Here is a 14,252-nt window from a genome sequence, read left to right as displayed (position 1 = left end):
ATTAAAATAAACAACGTTTAGGAAGTATGAATTCAAAATCACGCTAACTATTAATGAATGTGCTTGCTATCTAGCATATAGATCGCGCTATAATACTGTATAGATATACAGCATTGAGATGTAATGAATATTATACCGATCAAGGCTCAGGCTGGCATAACCGGTTTTGAGTCGCCCGCGTCAGAATACCAAACGCTGCCCATGTCTCTCGATGAAATACTTATTGACCACCCCGCTGCGACATTTGTAGGGCTTGCTGTAGGGGATAGTATGATAAGCCACGGCATATTCGATGGTGATGTGTTAATCGTTGACCGAGCAGCCAGACAGACCAACATGGACATTATAGTAGCTACATTAAATGGTGTTTTCATGTGTAAACTCTATGAGCGTAAAAAACAGTGTTTATTGTCAGGAAGCGATATTTACAAGACTTATCATCTAAAAGAGGGGGATGACTTTTTAGAAGAAGGCATTGTCATTCGCTCAGTTAGAAATCACCGTCAATCAACAAAGCTAGCAAAATGTTTGCGTTAGTTGATGTCAATAGTATGTATGCAAGTTGCGAGAAAATTTTCGATCCACTTGCCAGGCGAACAGGCGTTATTGTGCTAAGTAACAATGATGGTTGTGTCGTGGCTATGTGTAAGTTAGCCAAAGCAAAACTAGGTAATGTGAAGTTTCAACCATACTTCAAAATTAGCAAACAAGTCGAAGCATCTGGTGTGATAGTGCGCAGTTCTAACTATGAATTATATTCAGACTTATCCGCATCAATAATGGACATCCTCAGTCGATACTCACCCGAGCAACATATTTACTCAATTGATGAATCATTTCTTCGCTTTCAAACCCAACCTAAAGAAAACTGGTGGCACCTAGGAAAAGAGATAAGGCGGGTAATATGGCAAGAAGTGAGGCTACCAGTGTGTGTGGGTATGGGACCAACTGCGACACTGGCTAAGGCTGCAAACCATTACGCAAAGAAGAATAAAAATACAGGTGGCGTTAGTGTCGTTGATAAACAAAATATCATGATCGTGTTACAAGGAATGACAGTGGAGGATGTGTGGGGTATCGGTAGTCGCTTAGGTAAAAAATTAAGGGTTATGGCCATTGATAATGCGTGGAAGCTTTCTCAACAACCAGCCAAGTTAATGCGCCAGCAATTTTCTGTCAATATTGAGCGCACAGTAAGGGAGTTACAAGGTGAGCCATGTTTGACATGGGATGAAGTAAAGAGCCCCAAACAGCAAATATTCTCTACCCGAGCATTTGGTGAAAAAGTCACTGACTATGCATCACTAGAACAAAGCCTAGTGATGCACAGTGAAAAAGTAGCTAAAAAATCGCGTAAACAAGGGAGTTTAATAAAAATGATGGTGGCATTTGCTCATTCTAGTCCATTTTCAGATGGTCAAATTTATCGGCGCAATATACATCACGGTTTTTTTGATGCTACCGCAGATAGCCGAGATCTAGCCATTGCAGCCAGCGCTGCGGCAAAACAAATATATCGTCCCGGTGTGTTATTTCATAAATCAGGTGTGGGAGCCATAGAGCTGGTAGATGGCGCTATGTACCAACGAGATATGTTTTCATCACAAGGGCGTGATCCTCGTGTTATGGCTGCACTAGACACCATCAACCAACGTTTTGGCCCTGACTCTTTATCACTGGCTGCAAAAGGTATTCAAGGTAAATGGCAAATGCGCAGAGAAATGAAGTCACCTAATTACACATCATCATGGTTAGATATGGTGAGGATAAACTGCAGTAATATCATGACAAAATAAAATGGGTAACCGCAGACTGATAAACTATTTTAATGGCAAAGTGTCTCAGAAAAATAAAAATGTAGCTGACTATGATAATTTTGAGCCACACTCAAGACTTTTTTAAAGATATGGGATTACACATACATACGCGTTGACAGAGGGATAAAGTTAGCGTTGACGCAATTCAGATCTGTTGTATAGATCTAGTATAGTGTTTATTCTTAGAATACTCAGAAAACAAAGGTGTGAATATTGCTTGTTTTATTTCAGGTATACGCCAATATTCCGTACTTTGTTACTCGACTAACAAGCGCAACGACTGACGATTTTTGTCGTTTATTTTTATTGATTACTAAGAAGTAAAATGACTGAAATATTAGATCCAGTATGGCAGCAGCAATTAACGAAGAGTTTGCACGTAAATAGTAGTCAAGTGCAATCAAAGTATTATCAAGTGGCGAGTGTCTGCTCAAATGGGGAACCCAAAAACAGAACGATGGTATTTAGAGGTTTCTTGTCGGGCACGCAGAGTCTTTTGTCTGTAACTGACTCAAGGAGCGAGAAGATAGAAGAATGGCAAGGTGACAATAAGTCGCGGTTTGAAATTTGCTGGTATTTTTCTGAATCTAGAGAACAATTCCGTTTGGCTGGAGAGGTAGCATTAATATCTAACTCATTAGATTCAAGCTATGAAAATTGGGTGTTAGGAAAACAGACAAAACAAAGCATTTTGAAACAACAATGGTCAAATTTATCAACAAACGCTAGGGAGCCTTTTTACTCAAACAGTCCTAAAGCACCATTTGATGAAGATTCGATGCCGTCGATGCCACAGAATAGGCTTGTTAATAAAGGCGCGGATCTCAAAAATAAATTTGACAGCAACAACACCACACCAACTAATATTGTTAGTAATCTGACCGATATGAGCGACAATTTTTGTGTGATTATATTTATTCCACACGCAGTTGATTATTTGGACCTAAAGTCTAAACCGCAGCAAAGATGTCTTTACGCAATTCAGGATGATTGGAAAGAACGCCCCGTCAATCCATAGGTAATATTAACTTAACTTCAGTATGATTAATTTGAAGGTAAGTTTTTGCTAAATAAAGATAGCTAAAGATGCAGCAAAATCGATTGTTGATCTTGTGTAACCATATTACTTACCACTAAATTAAAAGAATTATCCATCATCCTGCGCATTTCCCCCTCAGGCACTGTTCCATCAAGCTTAACGGTATTCCAGTGAACTTTACTCATATGGTAACCGGGAATAACGGATGGGAAGGTGTTTCGAAGCATCGTGGCTTCTTGAGGATCGCATTTAAGGTTTACCCAGCAAATATCATTACCTGTATCAACGGACTCATTATCATCCTTACTCATCTTACCTAAGGTCAAAGTTGCGAACATTTTATGTTTGACTTTAAAAACTGATACGCCATCACCATAAGGAAAGGATTCCACCGTAAAAGGTTTGCTTAATAAATATTCTCTAATTTGTTGATGATCCATCCACTTTTCCTTAAATAATGAAAGAGTAGTCACCTACCCTAACCTTTAAACTTATTTTCATTGAGAATTAGTATTGCTTTAACAAATGCATTACGTTTTTTAAATCTGTTTTACCTTTGATAATTTCATCAGGTGTTAGTCCAGATATTTCATGGGGAAACACTAACCATTCGTCACTTTCGTGCACATAATAATGAGGTACGATGTCAGTTTTGTTATTTTGTGGTTTGTAATAGGGACAAGCGATACGAACATCTTTTGGCATATTTGCCCGAGACAGTTTTTTAATTTGTTTCATCAAAGCTTCAACACTGCGGCCTGAATCAAATACATCATCAACAATTAGAAGACTGTCTTCAGAATTGGCGTTTTCAATCAGATAATGTAAACCGTGTACTTTAATGGTTTTTGATTGTTGACCAATCCCATAATAAGACGATGTACGCACCGCAATATGATCGGTTTCCACTTTCTTAAAATCAAAATACTCTTGCACTGCAATACCGATAGGCGCGCCGCCACGCCAAATACCGATTATAAAATGTGGGCGAAAGCCACTTTCATAAACTTGAGCTGCTACTCGAAATGAATCTTCAAGTAGCTGTTGTGCAGTGATAAACGTTTTTTCCATTAAATAAACCTTAAAATTTAGGGTGCGGGTAAAATGAAATTGCCGACACGGGTGTCGCAAGATAAAACTTTGAACTTTTGATTATATACCGAAGCGCAACTTATTCATATTTTAAAGCATCTGCCGGATTCATTCTTACCGCACGATAAGCAGGATAAAGGCTGGCCAGAAAACACAAAATAAGTGATGTAATAATAAGAAATACGATTTGTTGCCATTGTAAATCTGTGGGTACACCTTGCCCCTGTGGACTTAAAAATATTGGGAAATTAAATAGTTTGATCAAATTATTAATTTGACTCACCAACAATACACCACTAACAATTCCAATCAACGTGCCTTTTATACCATTGTAAATGCCATTAAACAGGAAAATACCCATAATATTATTACGGGTCATGCCTTGCGTTAAAAGTATAGCAATATCACCTTGTTTCTCGGTCACCACCATGACCAAAGCCGAGACTATATTAAAAGCAGCCACAGAAATAATCAGTAGCAACATCAGAGACATCATATTCTTTTCCATCTTCACGGCGTCAAATAGCACACCTTGTTGGTCTCGCCAGTTTGTTGAGCTATAACCTTGTGTCTCTAGTGCTTGAACCACACTTTTATAATTAAAAGCATCTGCTAAAAATAAACGTGTTTGGGCCAACTTAGATTTTTTACTTCTTAATAGCCTAGCAGCATCATCAATATGCATTAACACTGCTTTATCGTCCAAAGCAGAGCCCATATCAAATATACCAACCACGCGAAATACTCTCTGGCTGTAGATACGCCCAAAAGGTCCAAAATAACTATTTTCAGAAGCGATCAGACGGGCTTTTTCACCCATCCGTAAATTCAGTTTAATAGACAGTGCTCGCCCGATAACAATGCCATATTCACCTTTGACTAAATCGGTCAGCTGCCCAACCAACATATTATCGGCAATGATTGACGAGCGCTGCATAACATCAGGTTGAATTCCTTGGAACATGACACCTTTAAGTCCTTGGGAGGATTGAATTATACCTTCAGAGTCTATTTGTTGGGCACTGGTAATAACACCTTCAATGTGAGTAAACATATCATGGGCGATGTTATCATTAGGCTTTTTTTGAACTAACACATGAGGGGTGATGCCTAAATTGCGCAACTTTAATTCACCCTCAAAACCATTCATCACTGACAAAACAGTGACTAATGCCATTAAGCCAAGAGCAATGCCTGCAACAGAAAAAAAGTTAATGAATGCAATAAAGTGATTACCTTTAGAAGCTTTGGCATAACGTAAACCAATAAAGACTGAGAGGGGATAAAACATAAAAAGAAACTCTTATAACAACAAAACAGTTAAAAAAATAAAGGTTTAACTGTTGGTATAGTGATGAATGATGTTGAATAATACGTGCCTGAGGTAAATCTCACAAGCACAGCAAAACTGGGGGAAAATATGCAGAACTTAACGCATCTTCAAAAGCATCAACAATTTGATGAATTTTTTATGATAAAGCATAATATCCCGGTCAATATGCGTTTATTGGAAGATGATTTTGTTTTACCCGAAAAGGATGATTTACATCAGCATATGCCTTACGAGTTTCAAATAGCCAGTGAACTATCAGCACTTGATACAAAAGCATTAAGACCACTTCGCCGCTTAGGCGAACACGCTGTTGAGTTAGCTGAATTTCTGAATCATCAATCTCGAAAAATTGACTTAATGATGTCTCTTATTTTACAACAACACACAAAACATGAACACACTTATCAATCGATACAATTTGGTGGCGGCATAGTCCTTGGAAGTGAAAGCGAATTTTTAATAGGCAGCACAATCGAACTAAAATTATTCCTAAGAGAAGAAGCTTCTGCCATTTTTTGTTTTGCTGAAGTTATTGCTTGTAAGCCTGTAGATGATAAGTACCATGTATTCCTGATTTTTACCTGTATCCGCGAAGAAGACCAAGACTTATTAGTCAGAGCCAGTTTACATTTGCAAGCGGCTAATCTTCGCAAACGCAAGCACCAAGACAAAACCTAAAAGAACTAAAACGAAAGCGACCAATGACTCAGAGTATTTTTTCACCGCCTTTACCAAACAATGCCTTAAAAACTAAAAATGATATTCGCCATTGGGGCAATCTTCAAGGAAGCAGTACGGCCCTTGTTTTAGCCAATGCAACAAAACTGGCTACTGGCCCAGTATTGTTAGTCACAGCAGATACCCCCAGTGCTATCAAACTTGAAAAAGAGCTTGATTATTTTTTGCAGGATCAATCTGTTGATGTACAACTATTTCCTGATTGGGAAACCCTCCCCTATGATAACTTTTCACCCCATCAGGATATCGTTTCACAACGCCTAGAAACACTATACCAACTCACACAAAACGAACGCAGAGTGTTTATTGTACCCATCAACACGTTAATGATGCGCATGGCCCCGGTGGATTATATTAGTAAATATTTACTAATATTGAAGATTAATCAAAAATTAGATATCAATAGTTTTCGCTCAGGGTTAGAGCGTGCAGGATATTTACATGTAAACCAAGTAATGGGGCACAGTGAGTTCTCTATTCGTGGCAGTATCATCGACTTATTTCCTATGGGCAGTCAGTATCCATATCGCATAGATTTATTTGATGATGAAGTAGATACCATCAGGCATTTTGATCCAGAAACGCAGCGTTCTGGTGACAAAGTAAATGAAATCAAACTGTTACCAGCCAGAGAATTCCCAACAGATAGAGAAGCAAGCTTGCTGTTTAGGCAGCAATATCTCAGTAAATTCGATTCAAATAACAGCAAAGAATCGATATATTATCAAGTAGGTAAAGGCCTGATGCCTGGTGGCATAGAATATTATTTACCTTTGTTTTTTGCAAAAACGGCCACTTTATTTGATTACCTTAATCAAGACACCACAGTATTAATGCACGGTGATTTGCAAAAAGCACATGAAAATCATTGGAAAGATGTCAATCACAGATACGAACAATTGCGATATAACCTTGCTAGGCCCCTATTACATCCATCTGACATATTTATGCGTTATGAAGAGCTGTTTGGCGCTTTAAAGGATTGGCCAAGGGTTCAGATACATAATAAAGTAGTGGAACAAAAAAGTGGTAGTATTAACTTTGCCACTGCGTCGTTGAATGATGTTGCACTAAAACCTCAAAATAAAATCCCATGGGCGTCACTTAAACAACAAGTAGACCAGTGGCGAAAGCAAAAAATCAAAGTGTTGTTTAGCGCGGAGTCTGCAGGTCGCCGTGAAGGTCTTTTAGAAATACTCTCAAAAGCTGAGATCAAACCCAAAGTTTTCAAAGATTTTAATGACTTCATGGAAAGTGCTGAACCTATCGGTATCTCGATAGGTGCCGCAGAGTTTAGCTTTTTACTTAATGAGCCTAAACGCGCCATTGCTTTTATTACCGAAACCGAATTACTCGGGCATAAAATTAGTCATCGTCGCAAACGAGATAAACGCCAAGGCACTGACGAAAATGCTATCATCCGTAATTTGGCAGAATTACAAACTGGCCAGCCAGTTGTGCATTTTGAACACGGCGTAGGCCGTTATTTAGGTTTACAAACCTTAGATGCTGGCGGTATTACTACTGAATATCTGACTATAGAATATGCCAAACAAGCAAAGCTATATGTACCTGTTGCGTCTCTGCATTTAATTAGCCGTTATAGCGGCGGTGATATTGACCATGCACCTCTGCATCACCTTGGTACAGACACTTGGGCAAAAGCCAAGAAAAAAGCCGCTGAAAAAGTCCGTGATGTAGCAGCACAATTATTAGATGTGTATGCCAAACGTGCAGCTAAACCCGGCTATGCGTTTAAAATTACATGGGATGAATACCAATCTTTCAGTGACAGTTTCCCCTTTGAAGAAACCATAGATCAGCAAAAAGCTATTAACGCGGTGCTCCAAGATATGGGCTCAGCCAATGCCATGGACAGGTTAGTCTGTGGTGATGTAGGTTTTGGTAAGACTGAGGTGGCGATGCGTGCAGCCTTTATCGCTGCTAATCAGGGTAAACAAGTCGCTATATTGGTTCCTACTACTTTACTTGCCAGTCAACATTTTGAAAATTTTAAAGAACGTTTTGTCAACTGCCCTTTTAGAATTGAAGTATTGTCTCGATTTGTTAGTGCCAAAGATGCAAAAGAAACGGTAATAGCTATCGGTGAAGGTAAAGTGGATATAGTGGTTGGTACCCATACTTTATTACAAGATAGTCTTAAGTTTAAGGATTTAGGTCTAGTCATTATCGATGAAGAACACCGCTTTGGTGTGCGACAGAAAGAAAAATTTAAAGCACTTCGTTCAGATGTAGACATACTAACGTTAACCGCCACGCCTATTCCAAGAACGCTGAACATGGCGTTAAGTGGTATGCGTGACTTGTCTATCATCGCTACACCGCCAGCTAAACGTCTGCCAATCAAAACCTTTGTGCAGCAAAGAAATAAAGGATTAATACGTGAAGCTATCATGCGTGAAATTTTGCGTGGTGGACAGGTTTACTTTTTACATAACGAAGTAGACACCATTGAGCACACGGCACAAGAAATTGCAGAAATAGTACCAGAAGCGCGGATCGCTATAGGCCATGGTCAAATGCGTGAGCGTGAACTTGAAAAAGTCATGGCAGATTTTTATCATCAGCGCTTTAATGTGTTGTTGTGTACCACTATTATTGAGACAGGTATTGATGTGCCATCGGCCAATACCATAGTGATGGACCGTGCGGATCATCTCGGGTTAGCCCAACTTCATCAATTGCGTGGTCGCGTTGGGCGCTCACATCATCAGGCCTATGCCTACTTGTTAACGCCGCATCCAAGACGATTAAGTAAAGATGCAGCCAAACGCCTAGATGCTATTTCATCCTTAGAAGAGTTAGGCGCAGGTTTTGCCCTTGCAACCCATGACTTAGAGATCCGTGGCGCGGGGGAATTATTGGGTGATGGACAATCAGGGCAGATTTCCAGTATTGGTTTTACATTATATATGGAGATGCTGGACCAAGCTGTTGAAGCATTAAAAGAAGGCAAAGAGCCTTCCTTGGAAGATGCACTTTCTGAGCAAACTGATATTGATTTACGTTTGCCGGCTCTGTTCCCAGATGATTACATTCCAGATGTGAACATGCGTTTATCTTTGTATAAAAATTTGGCGAGTTGCAAAGATGAAAGAGCAGTCAATGAGTTACAAATAGAACTGATAGACAGGTTTGGTTTATTACCTCAAAGCGCTAAAAACCTGTTAGATATGGCCATGCTCAAATTAAAAGCTAAGCTAATTGGTATATCTAAAATAGAAGGTACCAGTAAAGGAGGGTTTGTCGAGTTTTCCCAGAAAACACAGATTGACCCAAGCTTTATTATCAAGTTAATTCAATCGCAACCGCGAATTTACAAATTGGATGGGCCACAAAAACTGAGATTTAACGTGCCTACTGAATCCGCCAAAGATAGACTTGAATTGTTTAACAATATGCTAACCGAATTTAACCAACAAATACGAGCGGCTTAATGACAGATAAAATTTCAGTTCATCCTCTTAGACAGATGCGTGTAAGTACTTTATTTACAAAAAGTATTTTTGCCGCATTACTCACTGTCAGTGTTTTTGCACAACCTACGTATGCGGTGGATCAACAGTGGTGGTTCGATGTTGAAGTGATTTTATTTGAGCGTAATGCAGAGGTAACCAACTTATCTGAAAAATTCAAACAATCTATACTTGAAGAACCAGCGAGCAACACTCTTGATTTGTTAACACCTTATTTAAAACCCGATTTAAGCTATCTAAGAGCCGGACTACCATATTGCCGAGCATCAAACCGTCTCAAAGTACAAACACAATATGAACAAGATTTTGCCTTTCCTTTGCCAAAGGTCAAAAAAAATGAGTCGTACTCTCCGCAGACAGATGATCAATCAAAACAAACACCTCAAAATAAACAAGTTTTAACGGTTGATCCTGATAATATCGCTGAAGAAAATTTCCAATTTCAAGATGCTACAACAGATAAATTTGTAAAACTCTATGAAACCCTGTCATTAGCCCAAACAACTGACAACGAAGATGTTAAGTCAGCTGGCATAAAATCAACTGCAAAGTCTATTTTAATAAGACCTTCTATTCAGGTTGAATTTATCGAATGGCAAATGCCTAGCGAATTCCTCTGTGCCTACGCTGAACAGATTGATCCCTCTTTTGCATCAATTATATGGCTACAAGATGAGCTATCTAGCACGTCGACAATTAATAAAATTAAACTCATTCCACAGATCATTAATGGTAATGAGTGGCAACAAAACCGCGGGTCTTTTCTGTTACCCACATCCACCATGTATATGACAGAACTGTATGAGAAAATTAAAAGGCAACGAGATATCACCCCAATATTACATATAAATTGGAGGCAAGAAGTTAAATTTGGGCGTGAAAATGCACAAATATTTAGATTGTTTGCTGGTGAAAACTTTGCAGAAAAATTTGATGCCAATGGTTTACCTTTAATGAACGACACAGATAGTTTATTTGATACTTTGAATAAATCAACAGACGAGTTATATATACCTGAACAAGTGCTAGAGGGTTTAACGCCAGAACAACAAGCACATTTAGTGAGTATTAATGGGACAACATCAGAAGCGGTTACTGGAGACTTATTTGCAAGAATTGATGCTGCGTTAGCAGATGACACACCCATCAACTTTCTTAAAACTGAGTGGCTAACAGAACACCAAACAACCAAGACTGCTCCCTCAACCCTTAAAGAGCTATGGCGATTAGACGGTGGAATAACCATATATCTGCGTAACGTTGGGCGCATCCCCTACTTGCACATCGACAGTAATTTAGATATCAGACAACCAATATACGACCCAAACAAAGCTCTGTCACTAGAGGGATTGTCGACTAATTTATCAGAGCAAGGTGCAATAGTGGTTAACCCATTTCAACGACCAAACTTTCTACAAAGTGTTAATTTTAACCAATTAAGACGAGTGATCAGTAAACAAGTGCATTATTTTGACCATCCTTTGTTTGGTATGATAGTGCGTATTAACCGTCATCGTTGGCCAGAGCCAGAACTAGAAACCGACACAATCAATAGTGGACTCTGAATAAGTGCCTTGATTTTATTTGAGCCCCCTATCAAGCGTTACACTATTTATGTAAAGCGGGTCTAAGCTAGTTATCACCAAAGCAGTATTACCTAAATTAAAGAGCACAAAAAAGCCGTCATTTATGACGGCTTTTTAATTTAACAAACCATTTATATATTAAAATACATAGTTCAATCGCACATAATAATAACCACCTTGCCAGTCTACATTATTACCAGACCAGTAAACTGCACCACAACAGGTGTCTCCGTCATCTTTATCTGGGTAAGTATCAAACAAGTTACGCGCACCAGCAGCCAAAGACATACTATCATTGAGTTGATATTTCAATTCTAAATCAATCATCACACCAGCATCGTATTCTTGTGTTGTAGTTGCAGAAGAGTTTATTGCATTTTCATAAGCGCCGTAAAAATTAGCACGTATCAATAAACTTAACATGTCAAAGCTATGCTTAGCAGATAAAACGCCACGCCATGCAGGAAGAGCATTTTCTAAATCGAATTCATCTTCACCATTTAAATACGCCGATGCATCTGAATCAATTTTAGTAGAGTTGTAGTTTAATGACCCCGTCAAAACTGTATCATCTAGGGTGTAGGTTGCGACAATGTCCATACCGTTAGTAACAGTATCAAAAGCATTTTGGAAGTAATTTACTCCACCTATAGTATTGGCTCCATCAACACCTGCAGCGACCAAAGCCAAATATTTGTCATACGCATCGCCTGATTCTGGATCAGTAGATACATCTATTGTGGATACAGCATAAAAACGATCATCCACTGCAATGCGATAAAAATCGACAGTTAGATTTAATGCATCAAAACTACCAGAAATACCTAAGCTATAGTTCAAAGAAGTTTCAGGTTTCAACTCTTCTGCGCCAAGAGCCTGCCCCACATCACTCAATGCGGGGAAAAGCCCCGTAGCCACTGGAAAACCATTAGGTAATCGAGTAGAAACATTAGTGGTACCTTGCTGGCCAGGGGTAGGTGCTCTAAAACCAGTGCCCACAGAGCCGCGTAAGTTAACATCATCAGTCAAACTGTATTTGAAGGCTATTTTTCCAACTAACTCAGAACCAAAATCAGAGTAATCTTCGTATCGTAAGGCACCTTGTAAAAAAAACTCATCCGTAATATCGGAACTTAGGTCTACATAAATTCCTGCCATATCACGTTCGTATGACCCGGAATATTCCGGTGAATACCCTGGAAAGCCATTAGAGCCTACGCCTACAGCGCGGTACACAGCGTCAGAAGAATCTGAACAGTCTAAGGTAGAACCACCTGAAATCACTGCCATACCATTATCGGTAGCTGAACCATCATCATTACAGAAACCATGGGGGTCAGGACTTGAATATGCTCCAACACTATACGAATCTGCATCTCCTTCCACTAACTCATAACTTTCTTCCATATACGTTAGACCAAAAGCAAAGACTAATTCCGATGAAAAACCCACATCTATGAATTGTGTGAAGTCAGCTGAAAATTGAAGTTCTTCATTAATCAAATCACCAGGGCGAAATGACGTAGGCGAATCTGGGCCCATAGAAGGGTTGATGGTATTTTCTAATGTATATTGAATTTCATTTGAACCATATCGACCACTAAAGTCATACTTCATACCATTAGTAAATTCTCCTTCTATCCCACCTAATAAGGAGAAATCAGTAATTTCACCAGTGAATCTAGGTGTAAAACCACCAGGGAATTTCACAAGCGGTGAGTAAAGTGAACCGTCGTCCAAGCGAATATTTTCAATGGTTCCGTTACCTGGATAGCGATAATAAAAACTCCCATCACCTTCACTGTCAGAATAATTACCAAAGGCATATAACTTCATTGTATCGCTAAGTTCATAGCCCGAGTTGAAGAACAATCGGGTAGCTGAAGCGTTGGGTTGTCCCCAAGGTTGAACGACACTCTCTCCACCTAAATTGGCGGTGCTCAGACCAGCAACATAAGTTTCATCAGAATAACCAGCTAATGTATTGTCAAAAGAACCGCCGCTTAAGAAATTAGCATCATTGGAATCGACACAAGCCCAACCTTCACAATACTGTTCTGAACGAGAAGTTGAGGCTGAATCTGAAATTTCACCTGAAAGACTAAAGAAGCCTTTATCACCAAGGGCAAAACCAATGTTACCCGTTACAGTGAATTGCTCTCCATCACCCTCATAATATTGGCCCATATCGACTGACAATGAGCCACCTTCGTCGTTGTCTTTCAACTGAAAGTTTATTACACCCGCGATAGCATCTGAACCATACTGAGCAGCAGCACCGTCACGAAGTACTTCCACGCCTTTTAGTGCCGATGATGGAATAGTCGCGATATCAGGCCCTTGCGTACCCGATCCACCAATTTGCACTAATGCAGAACGATGTCGCCTTTTTGAATTAATCAAAACCAAGGTTTTATCCGTTGGCATGCCGCGTAAACTTGCTGGTCGTATAAAGGACCCACCATCAGAAATAGGCTGACGGGACAAAGAATACGAAGGCACCAAAGTTTTTAATATGTCATTAGTATCGGTAAAAGAAACAGACACTAAATCCTCTTCGCTAAATACATCCACTGGCACAGCAGAGTCAGCTATTGATCTTGGAACACCCCTTGAACCTGTGATAACGATTTGTTCTAAATTGGTTTCATCTGTTTTTTCTGCATCTTGGGCATAAATGCTTGGTGATATCATGACTAACCCAGACGTAGCCGCTAAAATTGGCAGCGTCCGACGGATGGATAGACTAAGTTTGTGTAGTTTAAGCATGTTTAACCTCTTATAGTGAGCGATATTTGTAAAACCTAAAACTGAGTGCTTCAACGCTCTAAATAGGCGATTCATACACAATTTGTAAACGAAGGGGTCTGTACAAGTGCAATGCACCTTTTTAGGTAGCAAAAACAGCAATACACCTCGCTTCTCAATTATTGAATAGCAACACAAATGCCAATCAGAAATGTAAATTTAATATACCCCCCCTATACTTTCCTTATGCCTTATGGAGACCCCGTTAACACTGACTTATTATTGATTTAATGGCACGATAGTTGAATTACCTAAATCAAATATATTGGCAACACAGGCTACATGAATGAGAACGAATAATTAAATGCGCATTAATGACTCGATTGCACAATTATGTTGCAA

Annotated in this window: 10 protein-coding genes; 6 read left to right on the top strand and 4 right to left on the bottom strand. The window is 39.3% G+C overall.

All coding sequences use genetic code 11. The features are described from left to right. Nucleotides 1-123 precede the first annotated feature (123 nt). From Q0Y52_RS12855 to Q0Y52_RS12845, 3 genes are all read left to right on the top strand, one after another. A complete protein-coding gene (locus Q0Y52_RS12855) occupies nt 124-537 on the top strand; it encodes a S24 family peptidase (RefSeq protein WP_297822171.1) in 414 nt (137 codons plus the stop codon). Beyond that, nucleotides 525-1,796, top strand: a complete 1,272-nt coding sequence (locus tag Q0Y52_RS12850; RefSeq protein ID WP_297822169.1) for a Y-family DNA polymerase — start codon at nt 525-527, stop codon at nt 1,794-1,796. The genes Q0Y52_RS12855 and Q0Y52_RS12850 overlap by 13 nt, the downstream gene beginning before the upstream one ends. A 346-nt stretch (nt 1,797-2,142) precedes the next feature. Continuing rightward, nucleotides 2,143-2,835, top strand: a complete 693-nt coding sequence (locus Q0Y52_RS12845; RefSeq protein WP_297822167.1) for a pyridoxamine 5'-phosphate oxidase — start codon at nt 2,143-2,145, stop codon at nt 2,833-2,835. A gap of 62 nt (nt 2,836-2,897) precedes the next feature. On the opposite strand, the gene Q0Y52_RS12840 is transcribed toward Q0Y52_RS12845, so the two are convergent. The 3 genes from Q0Y52_RS12840 to Q0Y52_RS12830 all read right to left on the bottom strand — a co-directional run bounded on the left by Q0Y52_RS12840 (nt 2,898) and on the right by Q0Y52_RS12830 (nt 5,239). Continuing rightward, nucleotides 2,898-3,296, bottom strand: coding sequence for an MmcQ/YjbR family DNA-binding protein (locus Q0Y52_RS12840; RefSeq protein WP_297822416.1), 399 nt, complete (start codon nt 3,294-3,296; stop codon nt 2,898-2,900). Nucleotides 3,297-3,363: 67 nt separating this feature from the next. Continuing rightward, nucleotides 3,364-3,927 carry a phosphoribosyltransferase gene (locus tag Q0Y52_RS12835; protein ID WP_297822164.1) on the bottom strand — a complete coding sequence of 188 codons (564 nt, stop codon included), beginning with the start codon at nt 3,925-3,927 and terminating at the stop codon, nt 3,364-3,366. 100 nt (nt 3,928-4,027) lie between these two features. Beyond that, entirely contained in the window at nt 4,028-5,239 is a 1,212-nt protein-coding gene (locus Q0Y52_RS12830; protein ID WP_297822162.1) for a lipoprotein-releasing ABC transporter permease subunit, read from the bottom strand. A gap of 129 nt (nt 5,240-5,368) precedes the next feature. Here Q0Y52_RS12830 and Q0Y52_RS12825 point away from each other — a divergent pair, with 129 nt between their 5' ends. Genes Q0Y52_RS12825 through Q0Y52_RS12815 form a run of 3 tightly spaced genes read left to right on the top strand, consistent with a single transcriptional unit; the run spans nt 5,369 to nt 11,081 of the window. Beyond that, nucleotides 5,369-5,959 carry a PilZ domain-containing protein gene (locus Q0Y52_RS12825; RefSeq protein WP_297822160.1) on the top strand — a complete coding sequence of 197 codons (591 nt, stop codon included), beginning with the start codon at nt 5,369-5,371 and terminating at the stop codon, nt 5,957-5,959. Between the two features lie 23 nt (nt 5,960-5,982). Further along, the gene (gene mfd / locus Q0Y52_RS12820) at nt 5,983-9,477 is read left to right on the top strand and encodes a transcription-repair coupling factor (protein WP_297822158.1); all 3,495 of its coding nucleotides are present in this window, start codon (nt 5,983-5,985) and stop codon (nt 9,475-9,477) included. Then, nucleotides 9,477-11,081: a CsiV family protein gene (locus Q0Y52_RS12815; protein WP_297822156.1), complete on the top strand. Its 1,605-nt coding sequence runs from the start codon at nt 9,477-9,479 to the stop codon at nt 11,079-11,081. Before mfd ends, Q0Y52_RS12815 begins: the two co-directional genes overlap by 1 nt. Before the next feature lie 159 nt (nt 11,082-11,240). Here Q0Y52_RS12815 and Q0Y52_RS12810 read toward each other — a convergent pair whose 3' ends face one another. After that, on the bottom strand, nt 11,241-13,871 hold the full coding sequence (locus Q0Y52_RS12810; RefSeq protein WP_297822154.1) for a TonB-dependent siderophore receptor: 2,631 nt from the start codon (nt 13,869-13,871) through the stop codon (nt 11,241-11,243). Nucleotides 13,872-14,252: the final 381 nt, after the last annotated feature.

The organism is uncultured Paraglaciecola sp., from assembly GCF_943787955.1.
GTDB lineage: Bacteria > Pseudomonadota > Gammaproteobacteria > Enterobacterales > Alteromonadaceae > Paraglaciecola.
The sequence above is the reverse complement of the archived record's forward strand: the minus strand, read 5'-3'. Positions and strand labels throughout refer to the sequence as shown.